Here is a 17120-nt window from a genome sequence, read left to right as displayed (position 1 = left end):
CACAACATTAGAATTTATTTAATTTCCGCTAACGGTTTTGATAAAGATATCGTTGACACTTGGTATTTTCTCTAGAAAATGTGTGACTTGCCCACGTAGCGTTAAGAGATTTAACAACTCATTTGGCGTGGCATTACCCAATTGTACTTCTAATTTCAGAGAATCGTTGAGTGATTTAAAATTGGCTGGACTAACAGTGAATTTTTGAGTAATATCATACATCAACCCTTCAACGTTATCAGTCAATATACCTACTTCGTAAGAATTGGTTTTAAATTGTCGCTTAACATCGTTCAGCTTTCCTTCGATCAATTTGTTTGATTTATGTATTAAAGCAATGTGATCGCATAACTCCTCTACACTTTCCATTCGGTGTGTAGAAAAAATTATAGTAGCTCCATCTTCACGAAGCTTTAAAATCTCGTCTTTGATAACATTTGCGTTTACAGGATCAAATCCAGAAAAAGGTTCGTCAAAAATTAATAATTTGGGCTTGTGCAAAACACAAACAACAAATTGAATTTTCTGTGCCATCCCTTTTGATAATTCTTGGATTTTTTTGTTCCACCAGCCTTGAATTTCTAATCTTTCAAACCAATATTCCAATTGTTTTTTTGCTTCTGCTTTTGAAAGTCCTTTCATTTGAGCCAAATACAAGCATTGCTCTCCCACTTTCATAGTATTGTACAAACCTCTTTCCTCTGGAAGGTAGCCTATGTGCTGAACGTGCTTGGGCTGTAATTTTTCACCATCAAGAATAATTTGCCCACTATCCGGTAAGGTAATTTGATTGATGATGCGAATAAGAGATGTTTTTCCTGCTCCATTTGGCCCCAGAAGTCCATAGATACTGCCTTTGGGTACGGATAATGTAACTTCGTTTAGCGCAACATAATCACCATATTTCTTTACTACTTTATTAACCTCAAGTATATTACTCATGCTTTATTTTTAATTGATGTAAAAGTAAATAATTAGTGCCGAAATAGGCATAATTGTTACACAAAAAAACCCATCCTTATCTAATTTAAGGATGGGTTTTTATTTATTGATAAGTCTGCGTTTGTTCGCGAACCTATTTATGAAAACATATCTTTTACTTTCTCGAAAAATGATTTGTCTGATTTTTCAGGATTTGGAATAAAGTTATCATCCGTTAAGGCATTTTCAAAAAACTGTTTTTGCTCTTTGTTTAATGTTTTTGGTGTCCAAACATTTACATGAACCAATAAGTCTCCGTTACCATAACCGTTGATACTTGGAATTCCTTTACCTTTCAATCTAAGAATTTTACCGGATTGAATTCCTTCCTCTAATTTAATTCTTACTTTACCATTGATAGCCTCAATATCTTTAGAAATACCAAGAACAGCTTCGGCAAAGCTAATGTATAAATCATAGTGTAAATTCTCTCCTTCACGTTTCAAAAGATCATGCTCTAACTCTTCTATGGCAACAATTAAATCTCCTGGAATACTATTTCCTGGAGCATCATTTCCTTTATTAGAAACTTTTAACTGCATACCATCTACCACACCCGCAGGTATTTTGATAGATACTGTTTCATCTTCTAAAATCATCCCTTGCGAATCTGCATTCGATGGTTTTTTATCTAAAATTTGACCAGAACCACTACAAGTAGGACAAGTAGAAGCAGATTGCATACGTCCTAAAATTGTATTAGTTACACGCATCACTTGTCCTTGACCATTACAAGTAGAACAAGTTTTATAAGTAACACCAGGAGCTTGAACCTTACGTTTTACTTTAACTTTTTTCTCAACACCATTAGCAATTTCTTCTAATGTTAGTTTTACTTTGATACGAAGATTACTTCCTTTAGCACGACGAACTCCGCCACCGCCTCCACCTCCGAAGCCACCAAAACCGCCTCCGAAAATATCACCAAACTGGCTAAAAATATCATCCATATTCATACCGCCATGACCACCGCCACCAAAACCACCAGAACCATCAAATGCTTGATGACCGTACTGATCGTATTTAGCTTTTTTCTGAGGATCACCTAAGACTTCATATGCTTCTGCAGCTAATTTAAATTTATCTTCTGCCGATTTGTCTCCAGGGTTTTTGTCAGGGTGATGCGCTATAGCTTGTTTTCTATAGGCTTTTTTTATCTCGGCAGCATCAGCACTTTTAGTAATGCCTAAAATTTCGTAAAAATCTTTTTTCATTTTTATTTTTTCTTACAAACCTAAAGCAGCAATAAATTACCACTATAAATTAAAGTATTACTGACCTATAACAACTTTTGGAAAACGGATAATTTTATCTCCAAGTTTATATCCTTTTTCAAGAACATCAACAATTTTTCCTTTCATCTTATCCGATGCTGCAGGAATTTGAGTAATCGCTTCAGCAAAATCAGCATCAAATACATCTCCTGCTTTTACATCAACTTGCTCTAATCCTTTAGAAACTAAAGTAGTTTTTAATTTCTCATTAATAAGCGCAACACCTTCTAATAAAGGACCATCATCTGTCTTACTGATTTCTGTAATTGCTCTATCAAAATCATCTAAAACTGGTAACAATGCTAATAAAACTTCTTGGTTAGCCGTTTTGAATAACTCAATACGTTCCTTAGTAGTTCTTCTTTTATAGTTTTCAAATTCAGCAAATAATCTTAAATATTTATCTTTCTCTTTCGCTAAGTCTTGTGTTAATTGCTCTTCTAAGCTTAATTCCTCAACAACAACTTGCTCCTCACCGCCATTATTCTCTAATGTCGTCTCCTCTAATTCCTGATCGATTTCTGTATTTTCAGTAGTCATATTACTTGTATTTTTAAAAATATTCTTAAAGTTCATTGTTAATCTTTTCCATGGATTGCAAAAGTACTGCCAATTGTTTTAAAATGTCAAATTGTCACCTTTTTAGCAATTTGACTTCTGTTATTTATAAAAATGGAGTTTTTAATAAATTTTAGGATTATTTTAAGATTATTTTATTGTCTTTTTTTTTATTTTTGGAGTTGGTGTTATTTAGACCTTCAAAATAAAATTTGACAATTTAAATTTCAACTTTTAAAATTATTAATTCACAGTTTTTATAAAAAAAAGCTTCGTTTATATCTTAAACGAAGCTTTTTTTATATTTAGAAATAACGGACAGTCTATAATAACGTCGATTTTAAATTTTCAAAATCAATGACAACTTGTTCTCCCGTGACAAGATTTTTAAGAGCATACGAATTGGTTTTCATTTCATCTTCTCCAATAATAACAGCATACGGAATCCCTCTTTTATCAGCATGTTGAAATTGTTTTCCCACTTTTGCATTTTCAGGATACAATTCTACTTTTACGCCTAAAGCTCTTAATTTTTGTATGGCTTGCATGGCATAAAAAGCTTCTTTATCACCATAGTTAATAAATAACGCTTTTGAAGTTGCTGTTACGGTTTCTGGAAATAAACTTAACTCTTCTACAACCAAATAAATTCGGTCTAAACCAAATGATATACCTACACCGCTCATGTTTTTTAATCCAAAAATACCCGTCAAATCATCATAACGACCACCGCCTCCTATGGATCCCATTGCTACTGTTTTTGGTGGAGCTACTTCAAAAATGGCTCCTGTGTAGTAATTCAAACCACGAGCTAACGTTACATCTAAGTCTAAAACGGCACTGTTTAATCCTAATTTCAATACATTTTCACAAATAAATCGCAACTCTTCAACTCCTTTCATACCTTCTGAAGAAGCAGCAAGCAACTGCGATAATTTTTCTATTTTCTCCGTAATTGTTCCGGTAAAATTGAATAAAGGCTGTACTTTTTCGATAGCTTCTTCATTAATTCCTTTTTCGACCATCTCCTTTTTTACACCCTCTTCGCCTATTTTATCGAGCTTATCTAAGGCAACTGTAAAGTCTATCAATTTATCCGAAGCACCTATTACCTCAGCAATTCCAGATAAAATTTTTCTATTGTTGATTTTTATAGTTGCACCCACCAGTCCTAAGTCGGTAAATACAGCATCATATAACTGCACCAATTCTACCTCCTGCCAAAGGGATTTAGAACCTACTACATCGGCATCACATTGAAAAAACTCTCTAAAACGGCCTTTTTGAGGGCGGTCTGCACGCCAAACCGGTTGAATTTGATACCGTTTAAAAGGAAATTCAATTTCGTTTTGATGTTGCACCACGTAACGTGCAAAAGGTACGGTCAAGTCATAGCGCAACGCTTTTTCTGAAATGCTCGAAGTGAGCTTAGTACTGTCTTTATTTTCTAAATGACTTGCATTGGCTTTTGCCAAATAATCACCTGAATTTAATATTTTAAAGATCAATCGATCGCCTTCTTCGCCGTATTTTCCCATTAAAGTATCGGAGTTTTCAAAAGAAGGTGTTTCTATAGGTTGGAATCCGAATTTTTCGAAATTACTTTTTATAATTTGAATGATATACTGACGTTTTGCCACCTCGCTTGGTGAAAAATCTCTAGTTCCTTTTGGAATACTCGGTTTTGATGCCATTTTATGAATATTGAATTTTAAATTTTCAGATTGAAGAACATAAAAAACGAACAAATCTGATTGGGTGCAAATATCTTATTTTTTAAATTATTCTCTTTACAAATTACATCATTTTATTACACAAACCATAGCCCTGATTGTAGTGAAAATACAGTTGTAAAAAATAATATTATTTTCTTGACTAAAAGAGCGACCAGAGGAAGCTCCTTTTAGGCAATTGAAAATAAATTATTTTACAACTGGATTGTAACGTAAAGCAGGAAATTGCTCCAGATAAAAGAGATTGCAGGAAATTATATTTTAGCTACAGAAAAATTGTAACAAAAATTGTATTTTCGTGTCAAACTTGTATGATGCTAAAATTATTTAAGGAAAATGTCCGAATTGCGTTTGGTTCAATACGTACGCAATTGCTAAGAACGGTTCTTACTGTGATGATAATTGCGATAGGAATTACGGCTTTAGTAAGTATTCTTACTGTTGTTGCAGCACTTGAAAACACTATTTCGAGTGATTTTGCATCGATGGGAGCGAACACTTTTAACATAAAACAATATGAAAACGTAACGCGAAATCGAGGTGGAGACGAGCGTGAAATCATAAATCCAATTATTTCTTATCCTGAAGCCGTTGCGTTTAAGAATAAATTTCAATATCCATTTACAGAAACCTCACTTTCCTTTACAGCTACCTCAACAGCTGAGATAAAATATGAAGCGATAAAAACAGATCCAGAGAATTCTATTCTAGGAGTTGATGAATATTTTATGTCTAACTCTGGATTAGAAACTAGTTTAGGACGCAACTTTACTGGATTTGACATAGATAACAATGCCTATGTATGTATTGTAGGATCTGATTTTGAGAAAGGTTTATTAAAAGACGTGAACCCGATTGACAAAGTAATTTCGATTCGCGGAGCTAGATTTAAAGTCATTGGTGTTCTGAAAGAAAAAGGATCCACTTTTGGTAACAATCAGGATTTACGGGTATTAATTCCCATACAAATTGCCCGTTCCTTATTTACGGCACCCAATATAAATTATACGGTAAGTGTAATGGTTGATAAAAAAGAATTACTAGAACAAGCATTAGATAATGCAACGAGCACCATGCGTAGAGTTCGAAAATTAAGTCCTGTAAAAGACAATAATTTTGGTGTGGTTCGAAGTGACGATTTAATCAATCGAATTTTAGGAATTACGAAATACTTAGGACTTGCTTCCTGGCTTATTGGTATTATTACTGTATTGGGTTCCTCTATTGCTTTGATGAATATCATGATTGTTTCGGTTACAGAACGTACTAGAGAAATTGGAGTTAGAAAAGCTTTGGGAGCCAAGAAAACCACTATTGCGATTCAGTTTTTTATAGAAACTTTACTCATTGGCCAATTAGGTGGTTTAGTAGGAATTATTTTTGGTATTCTTATTGGTTTTGGTATCGCTACCGCTATGGATTTTGCATTTGTAATTCCGTGGGGAGCAATAATGGCAGCATTCCTCACCAGTTTTATTGTTGCAATTGCTTCTGGATTATATCCAGCTATTAAGGCGGCAGTTTTAGATCCTATTGAGGCGTTGCGTTATGAATAATTTAGAGGTATTCTATTTAGTTTTTAAATCAGAAATATAACTATGACAATACTTTATGTTATTTTTTAAAAAAGTGTAATCAATAAAAATCGTTTAATTATTTCTCCTAAACTTATGGTTTAGGAACATTAAAGTAATAGTAAAGTTTGCTTGAATTTTTATTTATTAGCAAAAATCATTCGATCGTTGCCATAAATGTCTTTTCGTAATTCGATATTTTTGAAATTCATTTTTTCGAGCAAATCAATCATTTCTTTGCCTAAATATTGATTAATTTCAAAATACAGTTGCCCGTTTTCGGAAAGGTTTTTTTGAGCTAATTCTGCTATTTTTTTATAAAAAATCAAAGCATCATTGTCTTCTACAAAAAGAGCCAAATGAGGTTCATTATCTAGTACATTTTTTTTGATTTCCTCTTTTTCGAGGTTTCTAACATATGGAGGATTAGAAACGATAATATCATACTGTTCTTCTAAGTTGTATGTTTTAAGAATGTTTCTATTCCAAAAAGTAATTTCAACTTTATTGTTTTGTGCATTTTTTTCGGCTGTAGCCAAAGCATTTTCAGCAACATCAATCGCAAAAACTTGAGCATTTGCAAAATTCTTAGCCAATGAAATAGCGATGCAACCACTTCCGGTTCCAATATCTAAAATTTTTATATTTTTTGAAAATGAATCTTTTGTATTGCTTTTAATTATCCAATCGACTAGTTCTTCCGTTTCTGGTCTTGGAATTAAAACATTTTTATTCACTTCAAAATCCAATCCATAAAAACTAGTCTTCCCCAATATATATTGTACTGGGATTTCTTGTTTTAATTGTTCTAAAATGACATTCCAAACCTTAATTTCATTCTCAGAAAAAGTTAAATCAATTTGCAAGGCCAAATCAATTCTTTTTAATTGATGCTTTTCTTCTAATATCAAATAGAAAAAGCTTTCCGCTTCATCTCCTCCAAAAATGGAATCTAGCTCTTGAATAAAATAGGATCTGTATGCTCTAATTTTCATGTTGTATTTTATAAAAGAAGTAGTAAAAGTATTTTAAATTAAAAGTGATGATTTAAAACTATAGTTTTTTCAGCATCCAAACAGGACAACTATCGTGACCAGTACTTCCCATGGGTGCATCAATAGATTCAAAACCGGATTTTTTATATAGTTTTTGTGCGTCAAGCATAAAAGGCATTGTTTCTAAATAGCAACTTTCGAATCCAAAATTTATAGCACTTTGCAAACATACAGCCATCATCTCACTACCAATTCCCAAACCGCGAATTTCTGGTAGAAAATACATTTTTTGCAATTCACAAATAGTTTCAGCTTCATTTTCTAGTCGTGCTATACCGGCGCAACCTACTACTCTTCCGTTATGTTCTACCACATAATATACAGATCTAGGCTTATTATACTCTTCGTACATTAAGTCAAGATAAGGATCAGCATAGGCAGTTCCTACTTTAGGAATATCCATTTCATCAAAAACAGCACGTATTAATTGTGCAACTTGCTGATTGTCTTCTTTATTTATTTTTCTGATACTGTAATTTTCCATTTTATCTACAATCTAATTATATACGCAAAAATAGAAATTGTTTGTTGTAAATCTTCGTTGTTTTCAAACAAAATCATAAAAGCAAAAATCACTACTTTTGTATTGTGAAAATACATGAAAAATACATCAGAAGGTGCATAGAATTAGCTAAAAATGGACTAGGCACAACATATCCAAATCCACTTGTAGGTAGTGTAATTGTTTATGACGGAAAAATAATTGGTGAAGGTTGGCATAAAAAAGCTGGAGAACCACATGCAGAAGTAAACGCTATCAAGTCGGTAAAAGATAAAACGCTCCTAAAAAAAGCGACTATCTATGTTAGCTTGGAACCTTGCAGTCATTTTGGCAAAACACCGCCTTGTTGTAATTTGATCATCGAAAATGAAATTCCTAATGTGGTCATTGGCACCGTTGACCCCAATATTAAAGTAGCTGGAAACGGAATCAAAAGACTACTTGACGCCAGAATTAAAGTAACCGTGGGGATTCTAGAAGAAGATTGTTATGAATTGAATAAGCGTTTTTTTACTTTTCATGAAAAGAAAAGACCCTATATAATATTAAAATGGGCCGAAAGCCAAGATGGATTTATTGCTCCAATTGAAAAATCCGAAAAAAAACCAATCTGGATTACCAATTCTTATTCTAGGCAACTCGTGCACAAATGGCGCAGTGAAGAACAAGCAATACTAGTAGGAACACAAACGGTTATTGATGATGATCCAAAATTAGATGTGCGAGATTGGAAAGGTCATAATCCCGTTCGTATAGTTTTAGACCAAAATAAAAGAATACCAAATAGTAGTCAAATTCTTGACAATCAGACAAAAACAATTTTATTTTCTAAATCAAAAACTACTATTGAAAAAGAAAATACTATCTTTGAAAACATCGATTTTAAAGAAAACATTGCTATTCAAATAGCACAAGTGCTTTATAAACATCAAATACAATCTGTTATTATTGAAGGCGGAAGTCAAACTTTACAGACATTTATTGATGCTAAACTGTGGGATGAATCTCGAATATTTATAGGGAAAATCGATTTTATAACGGGTATAAAAGCACCTTCCTTGGCTAAGAAAAATTTTGAGAAATCAACAATTAGTAACGACGAACTTATAATTTCAAGAAACTATGATTAATACTATAATTTTTGATTTTGGAGCTATTTTTATCAATTTAGATTTACAAGGAACCGTTAATGCTTTTAAAAAACTAGGATTAACAGAATGGAATGAGGAGCTAATGCATTTGAATTCTCAGTTTGAAACTGGTAAAATATCTCGTGAAAATTTCCTCTTAGGCATTCAGAAACACATTCCAAATTCGAGTATTGCCGAAATACAAACAGCGTGGAATGCTATTTTACTAGATTTTCCTTTGTATCGTTTAGAGTTCTTGCAATTACTTTCTGAAAAATACCGTTTATTTTTACTTTCTAATACTGATGCTATTCACATCGAAACTTTTGAACAAAAAAACGGCGTTTCTTTTTACAGTGATTTCTATAGTTGTTTTGAAAGAGTGTATTTTTCTTTTGAAATGGGATTACGAAAACCAGATTTAGACACTTTCAAGCACTTAATTAGCAACCACGAATTAGATCCAAAGCGCACTTTATTTGTAGATGATAAAAAGGAAAATACAGATGCAGCACTTTCGTTAGGCTTTAATGTTTGGAACTTACAAGTGGGAGAAGAAGATGTAATACACTTATTCGACAAAAAAATAATTTAGAAAAACCGGCACTTTTTGGAAATTAAAGATACTTATAAAACGATAGCACAAACTCCAGAGGTAGTGTTATTCAAAGAAAAAAATAGCAAATTTTTTGGTTACGCTTTCCCAATACAATCAGAAGATAGTGTAAAATCCCAAATAGATGTTTTGCGAAAGCAATATCCTAATGCAGGGCATTTTTGTTACGCTTATCAAATTGGAAATGAAACAATATCATACAGAGCCAATGATGATGGAGAACCGAGTAATACAGCTGGGATGCCTATTTATGGTCAAATCCAATCGTTTTCGGTTACTAATATCTTGGTAGTAGTTATTCGGATTTTTGGAGGTGTAAAACTAGGTGTTGGAGGATTAATTAGTGCCTACAGAACAACAGCACAATTAGTTCTAGAAAGCGCTGAAATTATTGAGAAAACCATCGATAATCATTTTATGATCACTTATGATTATAAAAATATGAATAAAATAATGCGAGTGATTAAGGAAAAAAAGCTCGAAATTGTGAGTCAAGAAATGGAAATTAATGAGGAATCTGGAATTCCATTAGGCAAAATTGAGATAAAAACACGAAAAAAAAATGCCGAAATAGTTTACGACATTTTTAATTCTATGTTTGAAATCGATATAAAACCTCTTTAATTTTTTAAATAAAACAGCATTATTTTCAACTTTATTCCATTGCTTTAAACAATTCTAAAATATAATCTGGCGGAGACACTGGTTTGCCAGATTTTAATGACACAAATACTAAGATAAAATGGGCGGTTGTTAATAACTCATTCGACTCATTATAAATAGCGCAATCAAATTCTATCTTTACGGAGGACTGACTTTTAAAAACCGTGTGAACTGTCAATAACTCATCATAACGCGCTGATTTTTTATAATTTATAGTCATAGACACAATTGGCAGAGCAATACCACTTTCTTCCATACTTTTATATGAAATCCCTTTGTTTCTAAGCCATTCCACGCGTCCTATCTCAAAATAAGGAACGTAATTCCCATGATATACCACTCCCATTTGGTCTGTTTCTGAATAACGCACCCTAACTTCTACCTTATGATCTTTCATTGATTATATATTAAAAATTTTAAATTTAAAGAACCCCTTACGACATTTATTCGTGAAATTTCCACCCCATAAATTTTTTTTTACAGAAATTTGTTCACATATTTGTTACCCCGATAAAAGACATCAAAACATCTTTTTTTTAGTAAGATAAAAATTACCAAATTAAAACAATTTAATAGAATATATGAACAAAACTGCTCAATCAGTATGGGAAAACTGTTTGTCTTTTATCAAAGACAACATTCAAGATCAAGCTTACAAAACTTGGTTTGAACCAATCAAGTCAGTTGAACTTACCGATAACGCATTATACATTCAAGTTCCTAGTAAATTTTTTTATGAATGGTTGGAAGAGCACTATGTAAAATTATTAAAAGTTGCCCTTACCAAAGAACTTGGAAAAAACGCTAAGTTACTTTATAAAATTAGAATGGAAAACACTTATGGTAACAAACAACCGTTTACGGAACAGTTACCAAGTGCCAACAGAGTTCCGATGAAACCGCAAGAAGTTGATGCTCCCTTTAAAAATTTAAACCCAGAATTAAAAAATCCTTTTGTAATTCCAGGAATTAGAAATTTAAAAATTGAATCGCAATTAAATGCTAATTATAGTTTTGATAATTTTCTTGAAGGTGATTCTAATCGTTTGGCGCGTTCTGCAGGAATGGCTGTTGCGAATAAACCAGGTGGAACATCGTTTAATCCGTTATTAATTTTTGGTGGAGTTGGTCTTGGAAAAACACATTTAGCACATGCTATTGGTGTAGAAATAAAAGACAAATATCCAGAAAAAACCGTTTTGTATATTTCTGCTGAAATTTTCACACAACAATATATTGATTCTGTAAAGAAAAATAATCGTAATGATTTTATCCATTTCTATCAATTAATTGATGTATTAATCATTGATGATGTTCAATTTCTTTCTGGTAAATCAGGAACTCAAGATGTATTTTTTCACATATTCAATTACTTGCATCAAAATGGAAAACAAGTAATTTTGACTTCGGACAAAGCGCCAGTTGATATGCAAGATATCGAACAACGTTTGTTATCTCGTTTTAAATGGGGATTATCCGCAGAAATTCATCAACCCGATTATGAAACTAGAATTTCTATCTTGAAAAATATTCTTTATAGAGATGGAGTTGAAATTCCTGATGAAATTGTAGAATATGTTGCTCGCAATATTAAATCGAATGTAAGAGAACTTGAAGGAGCCATCATTTCATTGATAGCGCAATCTTCTTTTAACAAAAAAGAGGTTACTATTGAATTGGCGAAAAGCGTTGTCGAAAAATTCGTGAAAAATGTAAAAAGAGAAATTTCGATCGATTACATTCAAAAAATCGTTTCGGATTATTTCCAATTGGATTTAGAAACTTTACAATCTAAAACGAGAAAAAGGCACGTTGTACAAGCAAGACAATTAGCGATGTTTTTCGCAAAGAAATTCACTAAAGCATCTTTAGCCAATATTGGTTCTCAAATTGGAGATCGCGATCACGCAACGGTATTACACGCTTGTAAAACGGTTGACAACTTAGTGGCAACTGACAAACAATTCAAAAAATTTGTTGAAGATATCAATAAGAAATTAACGCTATAAACGCTTTTATGCCTATTAAAATTTTAATGGTTTGTTTAGGGAATATTTGCAGATCACCTTTAGCCCAAGGAATTCTAGCTTCAAAACTGCCAAAAGATAAATTTTTAGTTGACTCTGCAGGAACTGGTGCTTGGCATGTTGGTCATTCGCCTGATGAACGTTCTATTACAGTAGCGAAAAAAAATCAAATAAATATCTCGGAACAAAGAGGACGTCAATTTAGCACTTCTGACTTTGATACTTTTGATTATATTTATGTGATGGATAGCAACAACTACAGTGATGTACTGGATTTAGCCAAAAATCAAGATCAAAAAGACAAAGTTCAAATGATTTTGAATGACTTATTTCCAAATGAAAATGTAGATGTGCCAGATCCTTATTTTGGCTTACCAAATGGATTTGAAATTGTGTACAACATGCTTGATGAAGTATGTGATGTGATTTCGGAGAAATTAATACAAAAACACCAATAACATTCTTTAGTAAAATAGCTCTTCAATCTATTTTTTAGTTTTTATTTTCAATACAAAATAAAACTAATTTCAACTTTACTTTAGAATATAAATAAAGAATATGAAATCAAATACTGTTTTAGGAAAACTCTATCTAATTCCTACCACTATGGGTGATTGCGATCCTATGGATGTTTTTCCGCAGACTATAAAAAGAAGTATTGATCTTATTGATTATTATATCGTTGAAAATGATAAAACTGCTCGAAAGTCTATTAAAACAGTAAATCCGGAAAAGAAACAATCAGAATTAAAACTTTTTGTTTTAAATAAACACACGGAAACTAAAGAACATTTAGACTTTATAAAACCCTTGTTAGAAGGCATTAATATGGGTTTAATGAGTGAAGCAGGTTGTCCTGGAGTAGCTGATCCTGGTGCTGTGATTGTAAAATTAGCACATGATAGAGGAATTCAAGTAATTCCATTAGTTGGACCTTCTTCAATTCTCTTAGCGATGATGGCCTCAGGAATGAACGGACAAAGTTTTACTTTTCATGGCTACTTACCTATCGAGAAAGACGAAAAGAAAGCCAGTTTTAAAACACTAGAAAGAGTATCATTCGAAAAAAATCAATCACAAATTTTCATCGAAACACCGTATAGAAATAATAAATTACTGGAAGATTTAATTCAAACCTTGCATCCTGATACGCATTTGTGTATCGCAACAGATATTACTTTGCCAACAGAGTACATTAAGACCAAGAAAATTGCGGCTTGGAAAAAAGAGACAATCGATTTACACAAGCGTCCAACTATTTTTATCATCCATAAAATGTAAATATCAGAGTCAATTTTAAAGACTGTAAAAGTTTATTTTACTTTCCTTAAAGTATTGTAACACTAGACAAATAGTAAATCATTGATTCTAATTATAAAATGTCTATTTTTATAATTAGAATTAATGATTTTTTTTATGAGCAAACTTCCCAATATTGGCACGAGTATATTTACAGTAATGTCAAAAATGGCTTCAGAACACAACGCTATTAATTTATCTCAAGGTTTTCCTAATTTTCCAGTTGACAAAACATTAACAGAAATTGTTGCTAAACTCGCTACCGAAAATGTACATCAATATACGCCTATGTCTGGTTATCCGCCGTTATTATCAAAAATAGCTGCATTTACTAAGAAATCCTATTCAAGAGTTGTTCATCCTGAAACCGAAATTTTAGTAACGGCAGGAGCAACTCAAGGAATTTTTACAATTATTACCACTTTAGTAAAAACAAATGAGGAAGTACTAATTCTAGATCCGAGTTATGATTGTTATGAAGCGCCCGTACTACTTTGCAATGCTAAGCCAATTCGAGTAGCTTTGAACGATGATTACACTCCCAATTGGGAAATTATAGACAAAGCATGCTCTTCGAAAACGAAGATGATTATCATTAATAATCCACACAATCCAACTGGAAAAATTTTAAAAGAATCTGACTTCCAATCATTAGAACTTTTACTAGAAAAATACCCAAACATTTTAGTCCTATCCGACGAAGTTTATGAATACATCACTTTTGAAGAAAAGCACATTTCAGCCAATACAAGAGAAAAATTGATCAATCGTTGTATTATAGTTTCTTCTTTTGGGAAATCATTTCATATCACCGGATGGAAAATAGGGTATTTGATTGCGCCTGAACACTTAATGAAAGAAATAAAAAAAGTACATCAATTTTTAGTTTTTAGTGTAAATAGCATTTGCCAAGTGGCCATTAGCGACTATTTAGACATAGTTTCTACTGATGATATTAAGAAAATGTACCAAGAAAAGCGAGACTATTTCAGAGGATTATTAAACGGAAGTCGTTTTGAACTCATGCCTTGCGAAGGAACTTATTTTCAAGTTGCTTCCTATTCTGCTATTTCAAATGAAAATGATGTTGATTTTTGTAAACGATTAATCACTGAATATGGCGTTGCTGCCATTCCAATCTCTACTTTTTATGGAGATGGAAAAGACTTAAAGTTAATTCGCTTTTGTTTTGCAAAAGACAATGCAACATTAGAAGAAGCTGCTAAAAGATTATGCACGATATAAAAGTGCTGATTTATTTATTTTTATTATGCATGCATACTATTTGATTTCGTTATATTTACAATTCAAAAAATAGAAATTATGAGTTATACAGATAAAATGTTACGCGATGATGCTCTTAAAGGCAAAGTGATTGTAGTAACCGGTGGCGGAAGTGGTTTAGGAAAAGCAATGACCCAATATTTCCTTGAACTTGGCGCTAAAGTTGCCATTACATCCAGAGATTTAGAAAAATTAAAAAACACGGCTAAAGAACTAGAAGCAGCAACTGGCGGATCTTGTCTTCCTATACAATGTGATGTGCGTCATTATGAAGAAGTAGAAAACATGCTACAAGAAGTTTTGAAAACTTTTGGTAAGGTAGATGTCTTATTAAATAATGCAGCTGGAAACTTTATCTCTCCTACCGAAAGATTGTCTGCAAACGCTTTTGATACCGTTATTGATATTGTTTTAAAAGGAACCAAAAACTGTACACTTGCTTTTGGAAAACATTGGATTGATACCAAACAAAAATCATCTACTGTTTTAAATATTGTAACTACTTATGCTTGGACGGGTTCCGCTTATGTAGTTCCTAGTGCTACTGCAAAAGCAGGAGTTTTAGCCATGACCAGAAGTCTTGCTGTTGAATGGGCAAAATACGGAATTCGCACCAACGCGATTGCTCCAGGACCATTCCCTACAAAAGGAGCTTGGGACCGATTATTACCAGGTGACTTAGCGGAGAAATTTGACATGGCAAAAAAAGTGCCTCTACAACGTGTTGGTGATCATCAGGAATTAGCCAATTTAGCAGCTTATTTAGTTTCTGACTTTTCAGCTTATGTAAATGGAGAAGTAGTAGTTATTGATGGTGGAGAATGGCTTAAAGGTGCCGGACAATTTAATTTGTTAGAAGCAATTCCAGAAGAACTTTGGGATCAACTCGAAATGATGATCAAAGCAAAAAAAAATAAATAAGAATAATAAAAGAGAGTAAATAATGAATATGCCCCAGAAAGTTAGATACTTTTTAGGGCATTTTTTATGAAAAAAATATTACTTTACTTAATATAAGTATATTGCCATAATGTTGAATTTACCGATATACTAATAGTAAATTATTGTTTGATAAATTGTAATTCAATAACCAAACGTACTTCTTCGCCAACTAAAACGCCACCCGTTTCAAGTGCTGAATTCCAGTTTAATCCCCAATCTTTTCTATTAATTTTACCTTCTAATGAAAAAGCTAATTTTGTATTTCCCCAAGGATCTTTCATTAAGCCACTAAATTCTGCAGGTAATTTTATAGATTTAGTAACACCGTGCATCGTTAAGTCACCGGTTAAATCGTATTCAGAATCTTTAATTTTGGTAAACGATGTTGCTACAAATTTAATTTCTGGAAACTTTTCAGCATCAAAAAAATCAGCACTTACTAAGTGCGTGTCTCTATCTGCATTACCTGTAGCTATTGAGTCTATTGCTCCGGTGAATTGAATTTTAGCATTTTCAAAATCAGTTTCATGAGATTCAATAGAAGCATCAAATTTGGTAAACTTACCTGAAACATTAGTAAACATCATGTGTTTTACTTTAAAACCAATTTCTGAATGTGTAGGGTCTATTGCCCATTTTGTTGTTGTCATAATAGTATTATTTATTTTTTTATTTGTTAAATTATAATTGCATCGGTACTTCCATCAATAAAATTTCTGCTCCTTCGGAATCAGCAGTTATTTTGATAGATTCCGTATCCCAAATTCCTAAACCATCACGTTCATTAAGATGAATGTCTCCTACCGTAAAATCGCCTTTCAAAACAAAAGCATAAATTCCGTTTCCTGATTTTTTTAATGGATAAGAATTGGAGAATCCTTTATCAAATCTCCCTATATGAAACCAAGCATCTTGATGAAGCCAAACCCCTTCATCCTCTGGATTTGGAGATAATATTTGCTGTAATTTATTATGGCGATCTTTTAGATCAAGAGTAATTTGGTCATAACGCGGAGTTACATTTTTTTTGTTAGGATAGATCCAAATCTGCAAAAACTTAACTAATTGATTCTGATTCTTATTTTTCTCACTGTGAAATATCCCTGTTCCAGCACTCATAATCTGAATATCACCTTCTTTGATAACAGTGGTATTTCCCATACTATCTTGATGTTCTAAATCACCTTCTAGCGGAATAGAAATAATCTCCATGTTATCGTGCGGATGTTTTCCAAAACCCATTCCCTGATTTACTCTATCATCATTAAGCACTCGCAAAACACCAAAATTCATGCGATCCTTATTTTGATAATTCGCAAAACTAAAAGTGTGATAGGACTCTAACCAGCCATGATTGGCATGACCTCGAGAATCGGCTTTATGCAAAATGTAATTAGCAATTTTATGGTTTACGGTAGTATCTTTATTTTCCATTGTCGTTTTCTTTAATTTTATGGTACAAAGTTGCGTCAAAAAAAAAGT

General features: G+C 32.5%; 18 protein-coding genes. 9 read left to right on the top strand and 9 right to left on the bottom strand.

Annotated elements, in window-relative coordinates; genetic code table 11:
* Positions 1-18: 18 nt before the first annotated feature.
* The 4 genes from H2650_RS04980 to hisS form a co-directional block, all read right to left on the bottom strand.
* Complete coding sequence (locus tag H2650_RS04980) at positions 19-942, bottom strand: ABC transporter ATP-binding protein (protein ID WP_188049660.1); 924 nt, start codon at positions 940-942, stop codon at positions 19-21.
* Positions 943-1079: 137 nt separating this feature from the next.
* Positions 1080-2195, bottom strand: coding sequence for a molecular chaperone DnaJ (gene dnaJ / locus H2650_RS04975; RefSeq protein ID WP_188049659.1), 1116 nt, complete (start codon positions 2193-2195; stop codon positions 1080-1082).
* Positions 2196-2252: 57 nt separating this feature from the next.
* A complete protein-coding gene (locus H2650_RS04970; protein ID WP_188049658.1) occupies positions 2253-2831 on the bottom strand; it encodes a nucleotide exchange factor GrpE in 579 nt (192 codons plus the stop codon).
* Between the two features lie 305 nt (positions 2832-3136).
* Positions 3137-4507 carry a histidine--tRNA ligase gene (gene hisS / locus H2650_RS04965; RefSeq protein WP_188049657.1) on the bottom strand — a complete coding sequence of 457 codons (1371 nt, stop codon included), beginning with the start codon at positions 4505-4507 and terminating at the stop codon, positions 3137-3139.
* Positions 4508-4857: 350 nt separating this feature from the next.
* Between hisS and H2650_RS04960 the strand changes: the two genes are divergently transcribed.
* A complete protein-coding gene (locus tag H2650_RS04960) occupies positions 4858-6102 on the top strand; it encodes an ABC transporter permease (protein WP_188049656.1) in 1245 nt (414 codons plus the stop codon).
* Between the two features lie 158 nt (positions 6103-6260).
* Here H2650_RS04960 and prmC read toward each other — a convergent pair whose 3' ends face one another.
* Together prmC and H2650_RS04950 are read right to left on the bottom strand one after the other, a co-directional pair.
* Positions 6261-7115: a peptide chain release factor N(5)-glutamine methyltransferase gene (gene prmC, locus H2650_RS04955; protein WP_188049655.1), complete on the bottom strand. Its 855-nt coding sequence runs from the start codon at positions 7113-7115 to the stop codon at positions 6261-6263.
* 58 nt (positions 7116-7173) lie between these two features.
* Positions 7174-7659: a GNAT family N-acetyltransferase gene (locus tag H2650_RS04950; protein ID WP_188049654.1), complete on the bottom strand. Its 486-nt coding sequence runs from the start codon at positions 7657-7659 to the stop codon at positions 7174-7176.
* Positions 7660-7763: 104 nt separating this feature from the next.
* Here H2650_RS04950 and ribD point away from each other — a divergent pair, with 104 nt between their 5' ends.
* Genes ribD through H2650_RS04935 form a run of 3 tightly spaced genes read left to right on the top strand, consistent with a single transcriptional unit; the run spans position 7764 to position 10047 of the window.
* Positions 7764-8807 carry a bifunctional diaminohydroxyphosphoribosylaminopyrimidine deaminase/5-amino-6-(5-phosphoribosylamino)uracil reductase RibD gene (ribD, locus tag H2650_RS04945; RefSeq protein ID WP_188049653.1) on the top strand — a complete coding sequence of 348 codons (1044 nt, stop codon included), beginning with the start codon at positions 7764-7766 and terminating at the stop codon, positions 8805-8807.
* Positions 8800-9402: an HAD-IA family hydrolase gene (locus tag H2650_RS04940; protein WP_188049652.1), complete on the top strand. Its 603-nt coding sequence runs from the start codon at positions 8800-8802 to the stop codon at positions 9400-9402. The genes ribD and H2650_RS04940 overlap by 8 nt, the downstream gene beginning before the upstream one ends.
* A 15-nt stretch (positions 9403-9417) precedes the next feature.
* The gene (locus H2650_RS04935) at positions 9418-10047 is read left to right on the top strand and encodes a YigZ family protein (protein WP_188049651.1); all 630 of its coding nucleotides are present in this window, start codon (positions 9418-9420) and stop codon (positions 10045-10047) included.
* A 31-nt stretch (positions 10048-10078) separates the two neighbouring features.
* Here the strand turns inward: H2650_RS04935 and H2650_RS04930 are convergent, their stop codons facing one another.
* Positions 10079-10483: a thioesterase family protein gene (locus tag H2650_RS04930; RefSeq protein WP_188049650.1), complete on the bottom strand. Its 405-nt coding sequence runs from the start codon at positions 10481-10483 to the stop codon at positions 10079-10081.
* A gap of 184 nt (positions 10484-10667) precedes the next feature.
* Between H2650_RS04930 and dnaA the strand changes: the two genes are divergently transcribed.
* The 5 genes from dnaA to H2650_RS04905 all read left to right on the top strand — a co-directional run bounded on the left by dnaA (position 10668) and on the right by H2650_RS04905 (position 15617).
* Positions 10668-12095 (top strand): chromosomal replication initiator protein DnaA, encoded by a 1428-nt coding sequence (gene dnaA, locus H2650_RS04925; protein ID WP_188049649.1) that lies wholly within the window; start codon positions 10668-10670, stop codon positions 12093-12095.
* Between the two features lie 8 nt (positions 12096-12103).
* Entirely contained in the window at positions 12104-12571 is a 468-nt protein-coding gene (locus tag H2650_RS04920) for a low molecular weight protein-tyrosine-phosphatase (protein WP_188049648.1), read from the top strand.
* Between the two features lie 100 nt (positions 12572-12671).
* Positions 12672-13394 (top strand): SAM-dependent methyltransferase, encoded by a 723-nt coding sequence (locus H2650_RS04915; protein WP_188049647.1) that lies wholly within the window; start codon positions 12672-12674, stop codon positions 13392-13394.
* A 135-nt stretch (positions 13395-13529) separates the two neighbouring features.
* Positions 13530-14657 carry a methionine aminotransferase gene (locus tag H2650_RS04910; protein ID WP_188049646.1) on the top strand — a complete coding sequence of 376 codons (1128 nt, stop codon included), beginning with the start codon at positions 13530-13532 and terminating at the stop codon, positions 14655-14657.
* A 78-nt stretch (positions 14658-14735) separates the two neighbouring features.
* Positions 14736-15617 (top strand): SDR family oxidoreductase, encoded by an 882-nt coding sequence (locus H2650_RS04905; protein ID WP_188049645.1) that lies wholly within the window; start codon positions 14736-14738, stop codon positions 15615-15617.
* Positions 15618-15757: 140 nt separating this feature from the next.
* On the opposite strand, the gene H2650_RS04900 is transcribed toward H2650_RS04905, so the two are convergent.
* Complete coding sequence (locus tag H2650_RS04900) at positions 15758-16288, bottom strand: YceI family protein (protein WP_188049644.1); 531 nt, start codon at positions 16286-16288, stop codon at positions 15758-15760.
* A 31-nt stretch (positions 16289-16319) separates the two neighbouring features.
* Positions 16320-17072, bottom strand: coding sequence for a pirin family protein (locus H2650_RS04895; RefSeq protein ID WP_188049643.1), 753 nt, complete (start codon positions 17070-17072; stop codon positions 16320-16322).
* Positions 17073-17120: the final 48 nt, after the last annotated feature.

It is taken from the genome of Flavobacterium sp. GP15, assembly GCF_014281985.1.
In the GTDB taxonomy this organism is placed as follows: Bacteria; Bacteroidota; Bacteroidia; order Flavobacteriales; family Flavobacteriaceae; genus Flavobacterium; species Flavobacterium pygoscelis.
This window is presented reverse-complemented; position numbering and strand designations above follow the sequence as displayed.